This is a genomic window from Roseovarius nitratireducens, from assembly GCF_002925845.1.
Classification (GTDB): domain Bacteria; phylum Pseudomonadota; class Alphaproteobacteria; order Rhodobacterales; family Rhodobacteraceae; genus Roseovarius; species Roseovarius nitratireducens.
The window spans coordinates 53,958-74,226 of sequence record NZ_PDNI01000017.1 but is presented as its reverse complement, the minus strand read 5'-3'; the positions used below and the strand labels follow the sequence as shown (position 1 = coordinate 74,226).

General features: G+C 67.0%; 24 protein-coding genes. 5 read left to right on the top strand and 19 right to left on the bottom strand.

Going from position 1 to position 20,269, the window contains the following annotated elements; genetic code table 11:
* Window positions 1–35: 35 nt before the first annotated feature.
* From CRJ03_RS02365 to CRJ03_RS02355, 3 genes are read right to left on the bottom strand one after another with little or no spacing between them, the layout of a single operon-like run.
* The gene (locus tag CRJ03_RS02365; RefSeq protein ID WP_240611535.1) at window positions 36–740 is read right to left on the bottom strand and encodes a DUF4336 domain-containing protein; all 705 of its coding nucleotides are present in this window, start codon (window positions 738–740) and stop codon (window positions 36–38) included.
* Window positions 737–1,312: a peptidylprolyl isomerase gene (locus tag CRJ03_RS02360; RefSeq protein WP_104017309.1), complete on the bottom strand. Its 576-nt coding sequence runs from the start codon at window positions 1,310–1,312 to the stop codon at window positions 737–739. The genes CRJ03_RS02365 and CRJ03_RS02360 overlap by 4 nt, the downstream gene beginning before the upstream one ends.
* A complete protein-coding gene (locus tag CRJ03_RS02355) occupies window positions 1,305–1,811 on the bottom strand; it encodes a peptidylprolyl isomerase (RefSeq protein ID WP_104017308.1) in 507 nt (168 codons plus the stop codon). Before CRJ03_RS02355 ends, CRJ03_RS02360 begins: the two co-directional genes overlap by 8 nt.
* 134 nt (window positions 1,812–1,945) lie before the next feature.
* Between CRJ03_RS02355 and CRJ03_RS02350 the strand changes: the two genes are divergently transcribed.
* Window positions 1,946–3,133: a phosphoglycerate kinase gene (locus CRJ03_RS02350; RefSeq protein WP_104017307.1), complete on the top strand. Its 1,188-nt coding sequence runs from the start codon at window positions 1,946–1,948 to the stop codon at window positions 3,131–3,133.
* A 184-nt stretch (window positions 3,134–3,317) separates the two neighbouring features.
* Window positions 3,318–4,211: a fructose bisphosphate aldolase gene (locus CRJ03_RS02345; RefSeq protein WP_104017306.1), complete on the top strand. Its 894-nt coding sequence runs from the start codon at window positions 3,318–3,320 to the stop codon at window positions 4,209–4,211.
* Window positions 4,212–4,237: 26 nt separating this feature from the next.
* Here the strand turns inward: CRJ03_RS02345 and CRJ03_RS02340 are convergent, their stop codons facing one another.
* Genes CRJ03_RS02340 through CRJ03_RS02325 form a run of 4 tightly spaced genes read right to left on the bottom strand, consistent with a single transcriptional unit; the run spans window position 4,238 to window position 8,071 of the window.
* Window positions 4,238–4,483: a MoaD/ThiS family protein gene (locus CRJ03_RS02340; RefSeq protein ID WP_104017305.1), complete on the bottom strand. Its 246-nt coding sequence runs from the start codon at window positions 4,481–4,483 to the stop codon at window positions 4,238–4,240.
* On the bottom strand, window positions 4,483–6,732 hold the full coding sequence (locus CRJ03_RS02335) for a xanthine dehydrogenase family protein molybdopterin-binding subunit (RefSeq protein WP_104017304.1): 2,250 nt from the start codon (window positions 6,730–6,732) through the stop codon (window positions 4,483–4,485). Before CRJ03_RS02335 ends, CRJ03_RS02340 begins: the two co-directional genes overlap by 1 nt.
* Window positions 6,732–7,211, bottom strand: a complete 480-nt coding sequence (locus CRJ03_RS02330; RefSeq protein ID WP_104017303.1) for a (2Fe-2S)-binding protein — start codon at window positions 7,209–7,211, stop codon at window positions 6,732–6,734. Before CRJ03_RS02330 ends, CRJ03_RS02335 begins: the two co-directional genes overlap by 1 nt.
* Window positions 7,208–8,071 (bottom strand): FAD binding domain-containing protein, encoded by an 864-nt coding sequence (locus tag CRJ03_RS02325; RefSeq protein ID WP_104017302.1) that lies wholly within the window; start codon window positions 8,069–8,071, stop codon window positions 7,208–7,210. Before CRJ03_RS02325 ends, CRJ03_RS02330 begins: the two co-directional genes overlap by 4 nt.
* A gap of 181 nt (window positions 8,072–8,252) precedes the next feature.
* Between CRJ03_RS02325 and CRJ03_RS02320 the strand changes: the two genes are divergently transcribed.
* A complete protein-coding gene (locus CRJ03_RS02320; RefSeq protein ID WP_104017301.1) occupies window positions 8,253–8,447 on the top strand; it encodes a hypothetical protein in 195 nt (64 codons plus the stop codon).
* A 90-nt stretch (window positions 8,448–8,537) separates the two neighbouring features.
* Here CRJ03_RS02320 and CRJ03_RS02315 read toward each other — a convergent pair whose 3' ends face one another.
* From CRJ03_RS02315 to CRJ03_RS02265, 12 genes are all read right to left on the bottom strand, one after another.
* Window positions 8,538–9,254 carry an RlmE family RNA methyltransferase gene (locus tag CRJ03_RS02315; protein ID WP_104017300.1) on the bottom strand — a complete coding sequence of 239 codons (717 nt, stop codon included), beginning with the start codon at window positions 9,252–9,254 and terminating at the stop codon, window positions 8,538–8,540.
* The gene (locus CRJ03_RS02310) at window positions 9,254–10,363 is read right to left on the bottom strand and encodes a Ppx/GppA phosphatase family protein (RefSeq protein ID WP_104017299.1); all 1,110 of its coding nucleotides are present in this window, start codon (window positions 10,361–10,363) and stop codon (window positions 9,254–9,256) included. The genes CRJ03_RS02315 and CRJ03_RS02310 overlap by 1 nt, the downstream gene beginning before the upstream one ends.
* 90 nt (window positions 10,364–10,453) lie before the next feature.
* Window positions 10,454–10,741, bottom strand: coding sequence for an HlyU family transcriptional regulator (locus tag CRJ03_RS02305; protein ID WP_104017298.1), 288 nt, complete (start codon window positions 10,739–10,741; stop codon window positions 10,454–10,456).
* Window positions 10,742–10,788: 47 nt separating this feature from the next.
* Window positions 10,789–11,043, bottom strand: a complete 255-nt coding sequence (locus CRJ03_RS02300; protein ID WP_104017297.1) for a Txe/YoeB family addiction module toxin — start codon at window positions 11,041–11,043, stop codon at window positions 10,789–10,791.
* A complete protein-coding gene (locus tag CRJ03_RS02295; RefSeq protein ID WP_104017296.1) occupies window positions 11,040–11,312 on the bottom strand; it encodes a type II toxin-antitoxin system Phd/YefM family antitoxin in 273 nt (90 codons plus the stop codon). The genes CRJ03_RS02300 and CRJ03_RS02295 overlap by 4 nt, the downstream gene beginning before the upstream one ends.
* Window positions 11,313–11,426: 114 nt before the next feature.
* Window positions 11,427–11,846, bottom strand: coding sequence for a hypothetical protein (locus CRJ03_RS19570; RefSeq protein WP_129590223.1), 420 nt, complete (start codon window positions 11,844–11,846; stop codon window positions 11,427–11,429).
* Between the two features lie 47 nt (window positions 11,847–11,893).
* The gene (rpoD, locus tag CRJ03_RS02290; RefSeq protein ID WP_104017417.1) at window positions 11,894–13,897 is read right to left on the bottom strand and encodes an RNA polymerase sigma factor RpoD; all 2,004 of its coding nucleotides are present in this window, start codon (window positions 13,895–13,897) and stop codon (window positions 11,894–11,896) included.
* 137 nt (window positions 13,898–14,034) lie between these two features.
* Complete coding sequence (gene dnaG / locus CRJ03_RS02285; RefSeq protein ID WP_104017295.1) at window positions 14,035–15,999, bottom strand: DNA primase; 1,965 nt, start codon at window positions 15,997–15,999, stop codon at window positions 14,035–14,037.
* Window positions 16,000–16,039: 40 nt separating this feature from the next.
* On the bottom strand, window positions 16,040–16,336 hold the full coding sequence (locus CRJ03_RS02280; protein WP_104017294.1) for a DNA primase: 297 nt from the start codon (window positions 16,334–16,336) through the stop codon (window positions 16,040–16,042).
* A gap of 136 nt (window positions 16,337–16,472) precedes the next feature.
* Complete coding sequence (olsA, locus tag CRJ03_RS02275) at window positions 16,473–17,309, bottom strand: lyso-ornithine lipid O-acyltransferase (protein ID WP_104017293.1); 837 nt, start codon at window positions 17,307–17,309, stop codon at window positions 16,473–16,475.
* Window positions 17,306–18,073, bottom strand: coding sequence for an L-ornithine N(alpha)-acyltransferase (gene olsB, locus CRJ03_RS02270; protein WP_104017292.1), 768 nt, complete (start codon window positions 18,071–18,073; stop codon window positions 17,306–17,308). The genes olsA and olsB overlap by 4 nt, the downstream gene beginning before the upstream one ends.
* Window positions 18,074–18,194: 121 nt before the next feature.
* Entirely contained in the window at window positions 18,195–18,377 is a 183-nt protein-coding gene (locus CRJ03_RS02265) for a DUF3553 domain-containing protein (protein ID WP_104017291.1), read from the bottom strand.
* A gap of 26 nt (window positions 18,378–18,403) precedes the next feature.
* Here CRJ03_RS02265 and CRJ03_RS02260 point away from each other — a divergent pair, with 26 nt between their 5' ends.
* Together CRJ03_RS02260 and CRJ03_RS02255 are read left to right on the top strand one after the other, a co-directional pair.
* On the top strand, window positions 18,404–19,033 hold the full coding sequence (locus CRJ03_RS02260) for a histidine phosphotransferase family protein (protein ID WP_104017290.1): 630 nt from the start codon (window positions 18,404–18,406) through the stop codon (window positions 19,031–19,033).
* A 140-nt stretch (window positions 19,034–19,173) separates the two neighbouring features.
* Window positions 19,174–20,211 (top strand): AI-2E family transporter, encoded by a 1,038-nt coding sequence (locus CRJ03_RS02255; protein ID WP_104017416.1) that lies wholly within the window; start codon window positions 19,174–19,176, stop codon window positions 20,209–20,211.
* The last annotated feature ends 58 nt before the right edge of the window (window positions 20,212–20,269 follow it).

Genomic DNA, 20,269 nt, shown 5'->3' with positions numbered 1-20,269 from the left:
GGGACCAGCCCCACCCACGCGAATGTGACTACCCGTCAGCGTCGCCTCGCCTCGGTCAGCGCCCGGTCCCAGAGCCGGTCACGCATGATTCGGCGCATTGCGCGCCTCAATTCGCCTGCCGCGTCGGTCTCGTAACAGCGTCCATGCGTGAGGATCAGCCGCTCCGGCCCCCAGTCAAGCACCTTGTCGACCAGATCGCCTACCGCTCCACGCCCGCCCAGGCGCCCCGTCAGGCCGGGTGGTGGCTTGCCATCGCTGTCGTCGATCCCCGCGAGCCAGACCAGAACCCGCGCCCAGGGCGGCAGCGGCGCGGTCTCGACCGCCATCACCAGCCGCGACAGGATCACCGATCGGCTCTCGCGGTGCAGGAACACGGTCTCGCAATCGGTGCCCGAGGCGCTGAGCGGCCGGATCTCGCGTCGCCATGGGGCCTCGGACATCTCCGCCCCGCGCCACACCCGCGCCGCCGGATACGCGGCCTGCCAGTCGTCCAGCCACGGCAAGTCCGGCGCGGCGGGCACCACGAGATGTGCCACGCGACCCTCACCCTCCAGCCACGCCGCGTCGCCGGGCGTAAGCGGCCCCGGCGCATGAACCCAGAGCGCCCCGCCCGATAGCCGCGCGACCACCGTGCGCAACGGCATCGGCACGCCCATCCGCCACGCCACATGCGCGCCCTCCAGCGCCCAGAGCCCAGGCGCGAGCGCGCGCGGCGCGGGGATGGGCACCGACAGGCTCACTCGGTGACGGTGACTTTGGTCATCGCGTCGGGCCGCCCGATCACCGCGCCGTTCTGTCCGCGCCCGCGCTTGATGGCATCGACCACGTCCATCCCGTCGGTCACGCGCCCGACGACGGTGTATTGACCGTTCAGATGCGGGGCCGGGGCGAACATGATGAAGAACTGCGAATTGGCGCTGTCGGGATCGCGCGAGCGCGCCATGCCGATCACGCCACGTTCGAACGGCTCCTCGGAGAATTCGGCCTTCAGATCGGGCCTGGCGCTCCCGCCCGTTCCCGCTGCGCGCATGTCGCCATCCTCGAGCCGACCGAACTCGACATCGCCGGTCTGTGCCATGAAGCCGTCGATCACGCGGTGAAACACCACGCCGTCATAGGCCCCCTCTTCGGCCAGCGCGGTGATCTGCGCCACGTGGTTCGGGGCCACGTCCTCAAAGAGATCAACGGTAACGGTGCCGTTGGCCTCTCCGGCCACCTCGATCTTGAGGCCGGTCGCGCCTGTCGGCGCGCCAGAAAAGACCACAAGCGCAGGGCCGGCCACCAGGGTGAAGGCAAGGGCGAGTTTACGCATCGGCGGCCACCTTCACGCTGATCATCCGGTCGGGGTTGGCGGGCGGCTCGCCCTTGGTGATCGCATCGACATGCTCCATGCCGGAAATCACCCTTCCATAGACCGTGTATTGCCCGTTGAGGAAATGGTTGTCCTTGAAATTGATGAAGAACTGGCTGTTCGCGGAATTCGGATTCTGGCTGCGCGCCGCCCCCAGCGTGCCGCGGTCATGCGGGATCTTCGAGAATTCGGCCTTGAGATCGGGCAACTCGCTGCCGCCGGTCCCGGCGCGGCGCGGGTTGTAGTCATTCTCCATGTTGGCGTGCTGCACGTCGCCGGTCTGCGCCATGAACCCGTCGATCACGCGGTGAAAGGCGACGTTGTCATACTTCCCCGCGCGCGCCAGCTCCTTCATCCGTTCGCAATGCCCCGGTGCAATCGCCGGCATGAGCTCGACAGTGACGGTGCCGTCCTTCAGCTCCATCAGGATGGTGTTCTCGGGGTCCTTGATCTCGGCCATCGGGCGCTCCTTTTTGTAAACTTCCCCGTTACCTAAGACGAACGCGTGCCGATGCCAAGCGCGCAGGTTGACGCCGCCGCCCCCCCGCGCCAATAGGGGCGCGACATACCGATCATCAGGGAGGCGCCCGCGCCATGAGCTGGAAAACCCTCGACGAGATGGAGATCGCGGGCAAGCGCGTACTGGTGCGCGTGGATATCAACGTGCCGGTCGAAAACGGCACGGTGACCGACGCCACGCGAATCGAGCGCATCAAACCGACGATCCGCGACATTCTCGACCGCGGCGGCAAGCCCATGCTGATCGCCCATTTCGACCGACCCAAGGGCAAGGTCGTGCCGGGCATGTCGCTGCGCGTCACGGTGCCCGCGCTCGAGGCGACCCTGGGCCGCACCGTGCGCCTGATCGAGACGCTGGAGGGGGCCGAGAACCTCACCGAGGAGGCCCGCGCCGCCGACGTGCTGCTGCTGGAAAACATCCGCTTTCACCCCGGCGAAGAGGCGAACGATCCCGATTTCGCCGCCCGTCTCGCCGCGCTCGGCGACGTCTATTGCAACGATGCCTTCTCGGCGGCGCACCGCGCGCACGCCTCGACCACCGCGCTCGCGCACCTGCTTCCCGCCTGCGCGGGCCGCCTGATGCAGGCGGAGTTGCAGGCGCTCGAGGCGGCGCTCGGCAATCCCGCCCGCCCGGTGGTGGCGGTGGTGGGCGGCGCCAAGGTCTCGACCAAGCTCGATCTGCTGGGCAACCTCGTGGAAAAGGTCGATACCCTCGTGATCGGCGGCGGTATGGCCAACACCTTCCTCGCCGCGATGGGGCTCGACGTGGGCCGCTCACTCTGCGAGCGCGACATGGGTGCCACGGCGCGCGACATCATGCGCAAGGCCGGGGCGGCGGGCTGCGAGATCCTGCTGCCCGCCGATGTGGTGGTCGCGCGCGAATTCGCCGAGGGCGCACCGCACGAGGTGACGGGGGCCCATGCCTGCCCGCCCGATGCGATGATCCTCGACGCGGGCCCGCAGGCGGTGGCGCGCATCACCACGGCTCTCGACGCCGCCAAAACGCTGATCTGGAACGGCCCGCTTGGCGCGTTCGAGATCGCGCCTTTTGATGCCGCCACCAACGCCGCCGCGCGCCACGCGGCCAGGCTCAGCCGCGAAGGGCGGCTTATCTCCGTGGCCGGCGGTGGTGACACCGTCTCGGCGCTCAACCGCGCCGGGGCGGCGAAAGATTTCACCTACATCTCCACCGCCGGCGGCGCGTTCCTCGAATGGATGGAGGGCAAGGACCTGCCCGGCGTTGCGGCGCTTCACGGCGCTTGATGGGCCACCACCACGCGGGGCGCGGCCTGAGCGGATGACAGGCTGGACCCTCATCACCGGGGCCGCCGAGGGGCTGCGTGCGGAATCGAGGGCGAAGCCTGCCTGTTAGCGCCACCACGATTGCAGGGCGCGCGCCCCTCGCCTAAGAGGGCGACACATCACGAACATCGAGGGAGTCGCCACCATGTCGCAGGCCGCGCAGAGAGACAAGATCGCCACCGGCAAGGGGTTCATCGCCGCGCTCGACCAGTCCGGCGGCTCCACCCCCAAGGCGCTGCGCCTCTACGGCATTCCCGAGGACCGCTATGCCACCGAGGCCGAGATGTTCGACCTCGTGCACGCCATGCGTGCGCGCATCGCGCAGGCCCCGGCCTTTACCGGCGACAAGGTGCTGGGCGCGATCCTGTTCGAGATGACGATGGATCGCGAGATCGGCGGCAAACCGTCGGCCCGCTACCTGTGGGAAGAGCGCGGCGTCGTGCCGTTCCTCAAGGTGGACAAGGGACTTGCCGAGGCGGAAAACGGCGTGCGCCTGATGAAGCCGATGCCCGATCTCGACGCGCTTCTGGAACGCGGTGTGTCGGCGGGCATCTTCGGCACCAAGATGCGCTCGGTCATCGACGCCGCCGATGCCACCGGGATCGCCGCCAACGTGAACCAGCAATTCGAGGTGGCGCACCAGATCCTTGGCCACGGCCTCGTGCCGATCATCGAGCCGGAAGTGACCATCTCGATTCCCGACAAGGCCGAGGCCGAAGAGGTGCTGCGCAGCGCCATCCTGGCACAGCTCGATGCGTTGCCACAGGATCAGGAGGTGATGCTCAAGCTGACCCTGCCGGAGGCACCCAATCTCTACGAGGCGCTGGTCAATCACCCGCGCGTTCTGCGCGTCGTAGCGCTCTCGGGCGGCTACAGCCGCGACGAGGCGAATGCGCGGCTGGCGCAGAACCGGGGCGTGATTGCCAGCTTCAGCCGCGCGCTGACCGAGGGGTTGTCGGCGGATCAGTCCGACGACGCGTTCAACGCCACCCTCGCATCCTCCATCGACAGCATCCGCGCCGCTTCGCGCGCGGGGTAATAGACGCCGGCGACGGGAGGCGCCGCTCACCCCCCCTTGAGCCGCTTGAGCAGCACCACCTCGCTGTCGGGCGCAATGGGCTGAAACCAGCTGTCATTGTAGATGCGCCCGTCGATGGAGACCGACACGCCGCGCTTCAGTTCCGGGCGCAGGCCGGGGAATTTCTCCCCCAGCCCGTCGAGCAACTCGCGCAAGGTGGCCGCTTTGATCTCCACCTTGCGCGCGCCCTCGGCCTGATCGGCCAGCGACCCCCAGAGCACAACTTCGACCATCAGCCGTCCGCTTGCGCCTGCAACGCCGCCAGCACGCGCGGCGGCGACATCGGCAGTTGCGTCATCCGCACGCCCGCCGCCGCCGACACCGCGTTGGCGATGGCCGCGAGTGGCGGCACGATGGAGGTCTCCCCCACCCCGCGCACGCCGTAGGGATGCCCCGGATTGGGGATCTCAAGGATCACGGTGTCGATCATCGGCAGGTCCGAGGCCACCGGGATGCGATAATCGAGGAATCCCGCATTCTGCAGGATGCCATCCTTGCCATAGATATATTCCTCGTTCAGCGCCCAGCCGATGCCTTGCACAGCCCCGCCCTGGAACTGGCCTTCGACGTAGGAGGGATGCACCGCCTTGCCGGCATCCTGAAACACCGTGTAGCGCAGGATTTTCGTCGAGCCGGTGTCGGGGTCGAGCTCCACATCCACCATGTGCGTGGCAAAGCTCACCCCCGCCCCTTCGGCATTCACCTCGTGGTGTCCGGCAATCGGCCCGCCGGTGTTGGAGGCGATGGCGGCGATCTCCTTGAGCGTCATGGGCGGGAATTTCCCGGCATTGGGGCCGGCAGGGCGCGCGGCCCCGTCTTCCCATTCCACCGCCTCTTCGTCGATGCCCCAGACCATCGCGGCGCGGCGGCACATTTCCGTCTTGGCCGCGCGGGCCGCCTTAATCGTCGCCAGCCCCACGGCAAAGGTCACGCGGGAGCCGTCTGTCACCTCGTTCTGCCCGAGCGATCCGGTATCGGCGATGATCGTGCGTACCTGATCATAGGGGATGCCCAGCTCTTCGGCGGCCATCATCGTCATCGACGCACGCGAACCGCCGATATCGGGGTTGCCCTCCGAGACGGTCACCGTGCCGTCCGGCGTGATGTTGAGGCTCACGCAGGTATCGCCGCCGAAATTGAACCAGAAGCCGCAGGCCACGCCCCGGCCCTGATTTTCGCCCAAGGGCGCGGACCAGTGCGGATGCGATTTCGCCGCCTCCAGCGTCGCCTTGAGGCCGATGGCGGGATAGGTCGGACCGTAGGACGCTTTCGTTCCCTCATCCGCCCCGTTCATCAGCCGCACCTCCAGCGGGTCGAGACCAAAGCCCCTGGCCGCCTCGTCAATCGCGCTCTCGATGGCGAACGCCGCCATCGGCGCGCCCGGCGCGCGATAGGCGGCGGCCTTGGGCCGGTTGGTCACCACGTCCCAGCCCACGGTCTTGACGTTCTCCAGATCATAGGGGGCAAACCCCGACATCGCGCCCATATCGACCGGAGAGCCGGGATAGGCCCCGCCCTGGTAGCGCAACTCGGCAAAGCCGGCGGTGATGCGGCCTTCCTTGGTCATGCCGATCTTGACGTCGATAGAGGTCGAGGATGTCGGTCCGGTGGCGCGCAGCACCTCGGAGCGGCTCATCACCATCTTCACGGGACGGCCGGACTTGCGGGCCAGCATCAGTGCGACCGGCTCCAGAAACACCACCGTCTTGCCGCCGAACCCACCACCGATTTCCGACGCGGTGACGCGCAGCTGCCCCTGCTCCATCCCGAGGATCGCGGCACAGGTGTTGCGCACCATGTAGTGCCCTTGGGTGCAAACCCACAGATCGGCCTTGCCGTCCGGCCCCATGGTGGCAAGACACGCATGCGGCTCGATATAGCCCTGATGGGTGGCCGCCGTCCGATAGCTGCGCTCGACCACGCGGTCGGCCTGTTTCAGCCCCACCTCGATATCGCCATGCCCGAATTCCGAGCGCGCGATCACGTTGGCGGACATGCCCCCGGGCACGGTTTCCTGCTGCCGCCCCTCGTGCAGCACAGGCGCGTCGGGCTTGATCGCCTCGTCCACGTCCGTGACGTGCGGCAGTACCTCGTACTCCACCTCGATCAATTTCAGCGCCTTGCGCGCCACCGCCGGACTGCTTGCCGCCACGGCGGCCACAGCGTGGCCGTCATAGAGAGCCTTGTCGCCCGCCATGCAATTATCCATCACGTCGGCCACGTCCGCAGGCACCTCGCCGAAATCGGCACGGGTCACCACCGCCTTGACGCCTGAGAGCGCTTCGGCCTTCGACGTGTCGATCCGCTTGATCCGCGCATGGGCATGCGGGCTGCGCAGAATGCGCCCCGTCAGCATGCCCGGCAGGACCATGTCGGCGCCGAACCGTGCGCGCCCCGTCACCTTGTCGATCCCGTCGGGGCGGTCGGGGCGCGTGCCCACGACCTTGAAGTCCCGGGTTTTCTTGGTGTCATCCAGTGCCATTACGACGCCCTCCGCATGTCCGCCGCCGTTTCCATCACGGCGCGGATGATCTTGTCATAGCCGGTGCAGCGGCACAGGTTGCCCGCCAGCCAATAGCGCACCTCCTCCTCGCTCGGGTCCGGGTTGCGCTCCAAGAGCGACTGCGCCGCCACGAGGATGCCCGGCGTGCAGATGCCGCATTGCAGCGCGGCCATCTCGATGAATTTACGCTGCAACGGGTGCAACTGATCGCCCTTGGCCATACCCTCGATGGTGGCGACCTCGCGCCCCTCGGCCTCGGCCCCCAGCATCAGGCAAGAGCAGACGAGACGGCCATCCACGGCCACCGAACAGGCCCCGCAATCGCCAGTGCCGCAGCCCTCCTTGGTGCCGGTCAGCCCCAGCCTGTCGCGCAGCACGTCGAGCAGCGTGTCCTCGGGCTCGCAGAGGAACTCGGTCTCATCGCCGTTAATCTTTGTGGTGACGTGTATCTGGCTCATGCCGTATCTCCTTTCGCGCGGTTTACCGCGATCACCGCGGCGCGGCGGGCCAATACACCCGCCACGTGCCTGCGGAAATCCACCGTGCCGCGCTTGTCGTCTATGGGTGTTGCCGCCTTCGAGCAGGCCGCCGCCAGGTCATCCAGCGCCGCCTCGTCGAGCACGCGGCGCTTGATCGCCTCTGCCGCTTTCTCGACCAGCATCACCTTGGGACCGACCGCGCCAAGCGACACCCGCGCCGCTGTTACCCGATCCTCCTCGTCAAGGCTCAGCGAGATGCCGCAGCCCACCACCGCGATATCCATTTCCGTGCGCGGGATGAAGCGCAGATAGGCGTCACCCGACCGCTGCCCGCGCGCGGGCAGCAGGATCGACGCGATGAACTCGCCCGGCTCAAGCGCCGTCTTGCCCGGCCCCTGCGGCACGTCGATCACGGCCAGGTCGCGTGTGCCGTTCGGCCCGACGATCCGCGCCACCGCCCCGGCGGCCACCATCGCAGGCACCGAATCGGCAGCCGGCGAGGCATTGCACAGGTTGCCCGCCAGCGTCGCGCGCCCCTGTACCTGCGTCGAGCCGATGAGTCCTGCCGCCTCGACCACGCCGGGCCAGTCGGCGACAAGCGCCTCGTGCTCGGACATCTCGGCCCCCGATACGGCGGCCCCGATTCGCCAGCCGCCCTCCTCGGCGCGGATGTCCTTCATGCCGTCGATGCGCTTGATATCGACGATCACCTCCGGCTCGATCATCTCCGAGCGCAGCTTCACCAGCAGGTCGGTGCCGCCCGCCAGAACATGCGCGCCCGACTGCCCGGCAAGGGCAGCGACCGCGTCCTCCACGCTCAAAGGCGCCTCGTATCGCATGGCTTCATCCTTTCGCTCTGCTGTCCGCGCGGCGACTCCGCACAGACCATTTCGTCCGCGACTATCCCGCAAACGGGACCCGTGTGCAAACCGGTTCACGCCACGATCCTGCCCGCAAACGGCAACGGAAAATCCATCTTTCCGCGCTATCACCCCACCGGCAAAGGACCGGAGACTGCATTTGCCAGAATCGCCCGCCAGCCAGGTCACACCCCGACGCCACGCGCGCCTGTTCGAACTGTTGCGCCAGCAGGAGCAGGCCCGCGCCGTCGCTGCCCGCCTCGCCGCGCGCCCGACGGATAATGACGCGGCGATCACCCCCCTCGCCCGGCTGAACGGCCACAGCCTCATGGGCAGCGCGGCTCCGCATGGCTGAGGCGGTCCGGGGCAAGACCTGTGCGGCTCGCCCCAACGACCGCTCCAGACCAAATCCCGCCCCCGCGATCCCGTCGTGTCTCTGCGCCCCTCAGCCGCGAAACCCGGTTGCCACCACGAATTTCTCGGAACTGTCGGCGCGTGAGGCGGACGGCTTCACGTTGGCGACCTTGGCGAATCGCTGCTTGAGCACCTTCTGAAGATCGCCCTCGGCCCCGCCCGCCAGCACCTTCGACACGAAGGTGCCGCCCTCCTCCAGAACGTCGAAGGCCAGATAGGCCGCCGCCTCGCACAGCGCGATGATACGCAAATGGTCGGTCTGCTTGTGCCCCGAGCTTGACGCCGCCATGTCCGACATCACCACGTCGGCGCCCCCCCCGAGCCACGCCTTCACCTGCGCGTCGGCGCCCTCCTCCATGAAATCGAGCTGATGAATCTCGGCGCCGGGGATCGCCTCCACCTCCTGCAGGTCGATGCCGATGATCCGGCCCTGCCGCTTGCCGGGCCGGTCACCCAGCGCGTTGATGCGCGGCACCGCCACCTGCAACCAGCCGCCCGGCGCGCAGCCCAGATCGACCACCCGCGCGCCCGGCACGAGAAAGCGAAACCTGTCATCAAGCTCCATGATCTTGTAGGCCGCGCGGCCCCGGTATCCCTCGGCCTGCGCGCGCTTCACATACGGGTCGTTGAGCTGCCGCTGCAACCACCGCGTCGAGGACGAGCGCCGCCCCCTCGCGGTCTTGACCTTCACCGTCAGGTCGCGCTGACCGCGCCCCGATGTATTCTTGCCGTCCGGCCCTTTCGCCATCAGTCCTCTCCGTCCTCGAGCACGCCATCGGCGGCCATTTGCGCATAAAGCATCCCCTCGCGCAGCCCCCGGTCGGCCACGCTGAGCCGGTCCGTTGGCCAGCACCGCAGCAACGCCTGAAGGATCGCCGCGCCCGACATGATGAGCGTCTGCCGGTCCTGCCCGATACGCGGGTCGCGCCGCCGCCCGGCGGGGCCGAGCGCGAGGTAGGAGCGGATCACCCGGTCGATCTCGTCGCTGGTCATGGTGAGCCCGTCCACCTTGTTGCGGTCATAGCGGCGCAGGCCCAGGTGACTCGCCGCCACGGTGGTGATGGTGCCGCTGGTCCCCACGATCTGGAATCCATCCCGGCTCTGCTCGTCCTTGTAGGGGGCGAACTCGGCGAGGTTCTCCTCGAAATACCAGCTCATCAGCGCGAACCGCGCGGCATCGTCCTCGACATCGCGGAACTGTTCGCGCAGCGTCGCCACCCCGAGCGGCACGCTGATCCAGTCCACCACCCGCGCAGCGGGTCCCTCGCCGCTGTGCTGGAATCCCATATGCATCCGCATGATGGCGCGCTTGCGCTCGGGCTCGGGCACGCCGCGCAGGTCGATCCAGACAAGCTCGGTCGAGCCGCCGCCGATATCCACCACCAGAAGCTGCTCGGTGCGCGCACTCACCAGCGGCGCGCAGGAAATCACCGCCAGCCGCGCCTCTTCCTCGGTGGGGATCACGTCGAGCGTCAGGCCGGTCTCACGCTCCACCCGCGCCATGAACTCGGCGCCGTTGGCGGCGCGGCGGCACGCCTCCGTCGCCACCAGCCGCATCCGCGTGACCTTGTGGCGGCGCAGCTTCTGCCGGCACACGCGCAGCGCCTGAATGGTGCGGTAGATCGCAGCGCGCGACAAACGCCCCGACCGCTCCAGCCCGGCCCCGAGCTGAACCGATTTCGAGAAACTGTCGACCACGCGGAACGTCCTGCCCTCGGGGCGGGCGATCAGCATGCGACAACTGTTGGTGCCAAGATCGAGCGCCGCGTAGAGCGGCGTCCGATCCGGCAGGCTCGGCGCGGGGCTCTCGACCGGTTTCGGGATAGCGCCCGCACCAATCGGACGCTTGGGCGCCATGACAACACGCCCTCCATTTCAAGTTACCCCGAGAGTAGGCGCATCCGCGCCCCCGCGCAAGGGCTCGCGCCGCGGTGCCGCACCCGGCGGTCAGCGGAAAATCCGCTCGCCCTGCTCGTCGATGACCTGTTTCGCCTTGCGCAGCGACACCGCCGCCGCCTCGTCACGATCGCGCAGCATGTCGGCGCGCAGGAAATGATGCACCTTCACCTCGCCGTCCAGCTCCTTCTCGATCCGCGCGCCCACGCGATAGCCGTCGCTTTCTTCCTGCGGGGCGGGCGTGATGAGATATCCGTTGTACTCTTCGACAGGGGCCTCAGCCGCTTCGCGCTTTGCGCCACCGCCTCCGCCGCCGAACAGTCGTGACAGGATGGACATGGTGGGCCTCCTTTATGGTCCGGGCGCAGCAACAAGCTGGGCCGCGCTCAATAATGATACCGGCATTGCAGGATGACGATCTCATCCTGCGTCACACGATAGACCAGTCGATGCTCGCGGTCGATCCGCCGCGACCAATACCCCGCCAGATCGCCCCGGAGCGGCTCGGGCTTGCCGGTGCCCTCGAAGGGGTGGCGCAGGCATTCCTTTATCAGGGCATTGATCTTGCGGGCGATCCTGGGATCCACCCGCTGCCAGTGCACATAGTGATCCCACGCCTCGGGATCGAAGGTGAGGTTCATTCGCCGTCCATCGCCTCGAGATCGGCAAGCGTGCGTGTGACACCCTCACCGCGCTCCACCCGCGCGATGGCGTCGCGCAACGCGCGCGCATTGGCGGGGGACGCCAGCAGATAGGCGGTCTCGTCCATCGCCTGATAATCGTCGAGCGAGATCATCACCACCGGCTTGCCCTTGGCGCGGGTGACGAGGACCGGCTCGTGATCCTCGTTCACCCGGTCCATCATGGCCGAGAGGGATTTGCGCAGATCTGTGGAGGTGGTGTGTTTCATGGAAAGAATGTACGTGATTGTGTACGTGAAGACAAGGGTGTGCCGTCTTACCCGACGGATAAGTGACCGATTGGCTCAGTCCACATAATCTCCCAGCCTCCAAGAAATAAGCTATCACTCAGCAAGTGGTGAAATCCCCAAGCTTTCTTTGATTGTACGAAGTCTTCCCGGCAATCCATCCGTGGAGCCGTTGTGGACCGTGTTTGACAATCCGATTAGCTGTTGTTGCGCAGCGAATATGTCTGTTTTTCTGGGAAGTGCGCCGAGCGTCACGAACACTCGATAGAGTGGCACTCCATGCGCGCAGTAAGTTAATTCAGCTACGCACTCTCTGATCTCTTTTGCTGCGACATCCTGGCTTTCTCGAGTGCCCACACCGGGATTTGAATACACAGCAGGATAACGATCCAAAACGTACGCAACGCGCGCAATAGATTCGCGACAACGCTGCCAAGGCTCTATGAAAAGCCGAAGCGCAATTTGTCCAAGAACGAAAACGAGAGTTCCAGATAAGACGACGAAAAATACATTCATCCTATTGATCCGATCTCAATTATAGAAATGACGCATCCGAGAACTCTTCACTGATCCAGGAAACTCCTGAGTTTGCGCGACCTTGACGGATGCTTCAGCTTCCGCAGCGCCTTGGCCTCGATCTGCCTAATCCGCTCACGGGTCACGCTGAACTGCTGGCCCACTTCCTCCAGCGTGTGATCCGTGTTCATCCCGATGCCGAAGCGCATGCGCAGCACCCGCTCCTCGCGCGGGGTGAGCGAGGCCAGCACCCGCGTCGTCGTCTCGCGCAGGTTGTCCTGAATCGCCGAATCCAGCGGCAGGATCACGTTCTTGTCCTCGATGAAATCGCCAAGCTGGCTGTCTTCCTCGTCACCGATGGGCGTCTCGAGGGAAATCGGCTCCTTGGCGATCTTCATCACCTTGCGGACCTTCTCCAGCGGCATCTGCAGCTTTTCGGCCAGCTCCTCGGGCGTGGGCTCGCGGCCGATCTCGTGGAGCATCTGGCGCCCCGTGCGCACCAGCTTGTTGATCGTCTCTATCATGTGCACGGGGATGCGGATCGTGCGCGCCTGGTCGGCGATGGAGCGGGTGATCGCCTGCCGGATCCACCACGTCGCGTAGGTCGAGAACTTGTAGCCGCGGCGATACTCGAACTTGTCCACCGCCTTCATCAGGCCGATATTGCCTTCCTGAATGAGATCGAGGAACTGCAACCCGCGGTTGGTGTATTTCTTGGCAATCGAGATCACCAGACGCAGGTTTGCCTCGACCATCTCCTTCTTGGCCTGGCGCGCCTCTTTCTCGCCCTTCTGGACCTGTCCGACAATGCGGCGGAACTCGCTGATGTCGAGGCCCACATACTGGCCCACCTGCGCCATGTCGGCGCGCTGTTCGGCTACCTTGTCGGCAAAGCGCTCGATAAACATCTGCCAGCCGCGCCCGGGCTTTTGCGCCATGTCCTCGAGCCACACGGGATCAAGCTCGCGCCCACGGTATTCCTCGATGAACTCGCGGCGGTTGATGCGCGCCTGGTCGGCCAGCTTCACCATCGCGCCGTCGATCTGCATGATCCGGCGGTTGATGCCGTAAAGCTGGTCGATCAGCGCCTCGATGCGGTTGTTGTGCAGGTGAAGCGAGTTGACCAGCTCGACGATCTCGGCGCGCAGCTTCTGGTATTTCGCCTCCTGCGCCGCGGAAAAAGAGCTGTCCTCGTTGAGCGTGGCAGAGATGCGGTTGTCCTGCATCTCGCTCAGTTGCGTGAAATCCTCGGCGATGCGGTCGAGCGTTTCGAGCACCCGCGGCTTGAGCGCGGCCTCCATCGCGGCGAGGCTCATGTTGGCCTGCTCGTCCTCCTCCTCGTCGTCCTCGGTATTGCTGATCGGGTTGCCGTCGGCGTCGAGCTCCTCGCCCTTGTCCTCGCGCGTCCCCTTGTCCTCGCGCGTCTCCTGCCCCGGCGGGGTAGGCACGTTGGCGGCGACCACGGGCTCCTCGCCCTCCTCGCCCGGCTGGTTGCCGAACGTGGTCTCGAGGTCGATTACGTCCCGCAGGAGGATGTCCTCACCCAAAAGCTCGTCGCGCCAGATGGTGATCGCCTGGAATGTCAGCGGGCTCTCGCACAGCCCGGCGATCATCGTGTTGCGGCCCGCCTCGATGCGCTTGGCGATGGCAATCTCGCCCTCGCGACTCAAAAGCTCAACCGAGCCCATCTCGCGCAGGTACATGCGCACCGGATCGTCGGTGCGGTCGAGCTTTTCCTCCTTGCCCGACCCGAGGGTGATCTCGCCCTTCTTGCCGATCTCGGCGACGGCGGTGGTCTTGCCGTCGTCTTCCTCGCCCTCTTCTTCCTCGATGATGTTGATGCCCATTTCCGACAGCATCGACATGACGTCCTCGATCTGTTCGGACGACACCTGGTCGGGCGGCAGCACCTGGTTGAGCTGGTCGTAGGTGATGAAGCCCTTCTCGCGGGCCGCCGATATCATTCGCTTCACCGCAGCCTGCGACATGTCGAGCGAAACTTCCTGCTCCTGCTCCTCGGGCTTCTGCTCGTCGGTGTCCTTGGCGGCCATGCGCATCTCCTCGGCGGTTTCGGGCATGTGATTCGTTGACCCGAATCAATAGCGCGATCATCTGATTCGCACACCCGTTTACTGTTTATTTCTTGCCTCTTCCGCATCGAAATGCGATTCGGTCACGGTTCGGCTCCCTATTGCCCCGGCTTGGGGCGGTCCAGTTGCCTGAGCAGCTTCGCAAATGCCTCGCGCTCCTCGCGGTCGAGGCGCAGGCCATTCTCGCCCAGGTCATAAACGGTGCGGTCCTCCTGCTCGCTGCGCTGAGCGCGGTTGCGCGCCTCCGCGGCCTGCGCCACGCGCCATGTCAGCGTCTCGTCGGCCAGGCCGCCGATATCCTCGACCGCCTCGCGCAATTCCGCCTCCATCCCGGCACGCGCCGCCAGCTTGGCGAATTCCTCGCGCAGGGTGAGCGTCGCGCGCTCGCGATCACCCGCGTGGCGTACCGACGGGGCGATCGCGACATGGGGCAGCGCCAGGAGCTTTTCAAGGGTATCCTCGCCCATCTCCGCGCCAATCTGCGCGCGCAGCGTCTCGGCCCCTGCCCCTGCATGGCGCAGGATCGCCGCGCGCAGCCCGGCAAGATCTGGGTCGCGACAGCGCAGCCGCTCGATCTCGGCCTCGAACTCCTCGGCCACCTCCGGGCAACAGACCAGCGTCGCGAGGATCACCTCCTCGCGCAGGCGGACCGCCTGTTCGGCGTTTCCTGACACCAGGGCCGAGTTGCGCGTCTCCGCGCGCGCAGTCTCGGGCGGCGGGGTCCATTTTCCCTTGCCGCTGCCACCGCGTCCGCGCGGGGCCTGCGGGGCCTGCCTGCGCGGATTGAAGAGCTGCCAGCGCAGGTCCTTCAACTCGCGCTCGTAATAGCCGCGCAGCGACGGGTCACGGATCAGCGCCGCCTTCTCGCGGCAGGTGCGCTCGAGCGCCGCCTTGCGTTCGGGCGTGTCGAAATCGCGCCCCTCTGTCTCGCGCTGCCACATCAGCCGCACCAAGGGCAGCGCCGCGTCGATTCGCGCCTGCACAGCACCTGGGCCTTCGGCGCGCAGCAGGTCGTCGGGGTCCTTGCCCTCGGGCATGAGCGCAAAGCGCAGCGTGCGCCCCGCCTCCAGCAGCGGCAGCGCCATGTCGATCACCCGGTAGGCCGCGCCCAGCCCGGCGCGGTCGCCGTCGAGCATGATGATCGGCTCGTCCGCCATCCGCCACAAGAGCTGCAACTGATGCTCGGTCACCGCCGTGCCCAGCGGGGCCACCGCCGCCTCGAAACCGGCGGCGACCAGCGCGATCACATCCATATAGCCTTCGGCAACGATCAGCGGGTGGCCTTTTCCAGTGGCCTCGCGCGCGGGGCCGTGATGGTAGAGCGTACGCGACTTGTCGAATATCTCGGTCTCGGGAGAGTTGAGATACTTGGCATTGTCGTTGGGGTCCATCGCCCGCCCGCCAAAGGCGATGCAGCGCCCGCGCGCGTCGCGGATCGGGAACATGATGCGGTTGCGGAACACGTCGTAGGGCCGTCCGCCCTTGTCGCTCTCGCGCGCCAGCCCGCAGGCGAGGATCATCCCGGGATCCACGCCCTTGCCGGTCAGGTGATCCCACAACCCCTGCCAGCCCTCGGGGGCAAAGCCGATCCCGAAACGGTCCTGAACCTGCAGGTTCAGGCCGCGAACCGTGAGGTAGTCGCGCGCCGCGGCACCGGCCCCGCTGCGCAACTGCATCCCGAAGAAGCGCGCCGCCTGCTCCATCACCTCGGTCAGTTGCCCGCGCCGGTCAGCCTTTTCCTGCGCCTGCGGGTCGCGCTCGGGCATCTGCATCCCGGCCTCCGCGGCGAGGATGCGCACCGCCTCGATGAAATCGACGTTCTCGGTCTCGCGGACAAAGCTGATCGCGTCGCCCTTGGCGTGACAGCCGAAGCAGTAGTAGAATCCCTTGCGGTCATCGACGTGAAACGACGCGGTCTTTTCCTGGTGGAACGGGCACGGAGCCCACATGTCGCCCTTGGCCTGGTTGGATTTGCGGTTGTCCCACATCACCTTGCGGCCCACGACCTGTGACAGCGACAGGTGCGACCGTAATTCGTCGAGAAATCCCGGGGGCAGGCTCATGCCCCATATATCGGGCCGGGCGGGCCGTCTGTCCAGAGGCTCACTGTGTCTTGCACTGCGCGACCCATGCCCCGGCCACGTCCTTTTGCAGGTCTTCGTCGGGCAGGTCGTAGACCCAATCGACCAGGAGTTGCACAGCGGGCGCATACCCCTCCTGCGACGCATCCAGCCCGTTGCTGATCCCCGACTTCGCCGCCTCGGCCGACTGTCCGTCCCGCCGCGCCTCCACCGCCGCGGCGACGATCTCGCCGGTGGGTTCGCAGATCGGGTTCTGCGCGGTGGCGGCAAACGGCAACAGCGCGCACAGCGTCACAAGGCCCAAGGATATCATCCGCATCGGTCCGGTCTCCCTTCACAAACGGCGCGCAGGCTAGGCGATTCCGACGCGCTACGCCAGCAGGTTACGACAGATTGCCCGGTGCACGCGCCGGGTGGTTTGACACGGCTGACCGACCCGCGAGACGCAGCCCGCCTCATGTCCCGCGCCGGTCGGGCGGCATGCCCGCCCGCACCGCCGCCTCGCAGGCGGCGGCCAGCGCCTTGCGCCCCCCGGCCCCATCGAGCGGGATCGGCGCATGGCACACCACGCGCACCCGCCCCTGCCGCACAGCCCCCAGAACCGCCAGCAGGTGGCCAGCAAACTCCATGTCGCCCCACCAGCCGTAGAGCCGCGGATCAGCGCCCTCGGGGGCCTCGTAGACCAGCGTCACCGGCTGCACCCGCGCACCCTCGAGCCCGGCGCCGGGCTCGCAGAGCGCCTCGAACAGGGTCGATTTGAACGGGCGCACACGCATCCCGTCGGTGCTCGTGCCCTCGGGAAAGAAAAGCAGCCGCTGTCCCGCCGCCAGCCGGTCCCGCAAGAGCGCCGTGTGCGCCCGCGCCGCGCGCGGGTCGCGCGTTATGAAAACAGTGCCGACAAGCCGCGCCAGAAAGCCGATGCCGGGCCAGCCCGCCACCTCGGACTTGGACACGAAATACACACGCTTGCGCGCGTTGAGCGCGAAGATGTCGAGCCACGAGACATGGTTGGCCACCACCGCGCCGGGGCCCCGCATCGGCGTTCCCTCCACCACATGCGCGATCCCGAGGATCGCGAGGGTCCGGCGGCATACCCAGATGGTGATCGGCTGCGTCCACGGTCGCGCCACGCCGTGCAAGGGTCGCTCCGCCAGCCGCAGCACCAGCGTGGCGAGTACGCCCGCCCCGATCACCATCGCGATGCGCCCGCCGCGCCAGAGCACCCGCCGCCAGTGCCCCGGCGCGCGCCCGGTATCGGGCGGTGGCGTGGGCGACTGCCAGGTGACGCTCATCCCGCGCCCCCACGGGTGTAGATCGCGCGCTGCCGTTCACTCAGAAGCGCCGTATCCATCACCAGGCAAACGTCTGTCGTGTTGAAGGCGTGATCGACATAGGCCCCCTCGCCCACGCAGCCACCCAGCCGCAGATAGGCCTTGATGAGCGCGGGCACCGCGCGCATCGCGCCGGCGCGGTCGATCTCCGCCTCCGGCACCAGGTCCATCGGCTGAAAACACTCGGGCCACGCCCGCACCCGCAGCGCAGGTGGCGCGAGATGCCGGTGATGCAACAGCGACAACGGTTGCGCCAGTGCCTCGACGTCGGTGCCGTGAAAGCTCGCCACGCCGAACAGCACCTCGATCCCGTGGCGATCGACATAGTGCGCCAGCCCCTGCCACAGGTGGTAGAGCGCCTCGCCGCCGCGATAGGGCCGCGCCACGCAGGAGCGGCCCAGCTCCAGCAACCGCCGGCCGCTCGCGCGTAACGGCGCAAGGTCGTATTCGTCCTCGGAGTAGAACTGCCCGGCGCGCGCCGCCCCCTCTTCGCGCAGCAGCCGGTAGACGCCCACCACCTCGCCGCCCCGGCGCAGGTCGCGCAGAAGCAGGTGATCAAAGACCGGGTCGAACCGATCACGCTCCAGCCGTGCTGCGTGGTCGACCAGCGGGCCGTCGCCGCCCAGCTCCTCGACAAAGACCTCGTAGCGCAGCCGCTGCGCGGCCTCGATACCGGCGGCGTCGCGCGCGAGCTCGACACGGAATCGGGGGGGGGATGTGGTCATCGGCCTCGTCTCTGCTGCGACTGCAAGGCTTCTACGCAGCCGCGCCTTCGGTTGCAACGTGACGCTGGCCCGCGCCCGGCGATCATGCTACCAAAGGTTGTTAACCCTTTACTAACCGCAATCAGTGATCAAGGACGGGCAGCAGCGTCACGCGGTTGCCGTCGATCACAACCTTGCCCTCCTCGCGAAAGTTCACCGTGATACGCCCGCCGATATTGGATTGCACCTGCCCCACCCCCCAATCGGGGCGCGCGGGGTTCTCCACCAGCATTCCCGGCTCCAGCAGCGCGTTCAGTTCTGTCATTTCCTGCCCCGATCCCGGTTGCCGCCATGTCACAGGATGATCCCGACTTCGCGGCCCTGACAGGCTCGCGCATCTGCCACGATCTCGCAAGCCCCGTCGGCGCGGCGCTCACTGGACTGGAGTTCCTGTCAGGCGCCTCCGGTGGGGCAAACCCGGACGAGATGGCGCTCTTGCGCGACAGCCTGACCGGCGCGCGCGCCACGCTTGAGATGCTGCGCCTCGCCTTCGGACACGCGGGCACGGGCGCAGCACTCGACGCCGCCACGCTCGGCACCACGGTGCGCGGCCACCTTGCCACACGACCGCGGCTGCGGCTCGACTGGGCGCTCGACGGCCCACTCGGGCGGGCGGCGGCACAGCACGTGGCGCTGGCGATCCTGTGCGTGGTCCACGCGCTGCCGCGCGGCGGCACACTGACGGTGACGCACCTGGCTGCGGGCAGCTTTGGCATCACAGCGACCGGCGAGGGCGATATCGCCGCCGAGTCCGCGCTCTGGGACGGGCTGGCGGGGCGCGCGACCCTGCCCACCCCCGATCCGCGGCGGGTCGAATTCCACCTGCTGGCCGCCCGGATCGCGCGCGGCGATGCCCGGATCGACGTCACCCGCGCCGCACAAAGTCTCATGATCGTGCTCTTCCAGCCCGCGCTAGATTGATCTTCCCCGGTTTTTCCCGGTATTGAGGGGAAACCGCGAGATCATTCGAAAAGCGAGCGCCCGCCGACGTGACCAATCCCCGCCCCATCCGGACCGAGACGCAGGATTTCCAGCGTATCCGAACCGCCGCGCAACTCATCATGGCGTTTGCCGTGGTGCTGTTCCTGCTGGTGCAGGCTCGGTTCCTGCTGATCTCGCTCGCCACCGCGATCATCCTGTTCAGCATCACCTCCGACGCGATCAACTCCATCGCGCGGATGCGCATCGGCCCGGCGCGCATCCCAAACTGGCTGGCAAGCATCACGGCACTGGTGCTGATCTCCTCGGCGCTGCTCAGCCTGTCTGCGATCATCCTGTCACAGGCCAACACGGTGCTCTCCACCACCATCGCCTATGCCGACCGCGCGCCCGAGGCGATTGCCGCCGCGGTGGCGTGGCTCGGGCCGCAGGCGGAAACGGCGGTGCGGCAGGCGGTGGCCACGTTCGACGTCGCGGGCTATCTGCGGACCATCGCGGGCCAAGCGGGCAGCCTGATGCAGGGCACGGTGCTTGTGATCCTCTTCGTGGGCTTCCTCTTCGCCGAGCGGGTGTGGTTCGACACCAAGCTCGAAAGCCTCCTGGGCGACAAGGCACAGGCGGAGCGCACCGGGCGCATCATCGGCTCGATCATCCACCGGGTGAACCATTACCTGCTGGTCAAGACGCTGGTGAGCGCGGTGACCGGGCTGATGGTCTACGGTGTGGCGCGGTTCTTCGAGCTCGATCTCGCGGGGGCGCTTGGGATCCTGACCTTCGTGCTCAACTACATCCCCGCCATCGGCTCGATCGTGGCCACGGTGCTGGTGGCGCTGGTGGCCTTCGTGCAGTTGGGCGATGGCACCACGACGCTGGGCATATTCGCCATTATCGGCGCGGTCCAGTTCCTCAACGGCAACGTGATCGACCCGATGCTGATGGGGCGCGCGCTCAGGGTGTCATCCTTTGGCATCATCATCAGCCTTGCCTTCTGGGGGGCGGTCTGGGGGATTCCGGGGATGTTCCTCGCGGTGCCGATCATGGTGGGCGCGATGATCGTGTTCAGCCACGTGCCGGGGCTGCGCCCGATCGCGGTGCTTTTGTCGCGCGAGGGCCTGCCCGAGACCGAGGAAGAGCTCGACACTACCCGTCCCGCCGCCTGAGCGGGGGGGGCTGAAGCAGGCATTTGGACTTTACTCCCGGCGCGGATCCAAGGGCGAA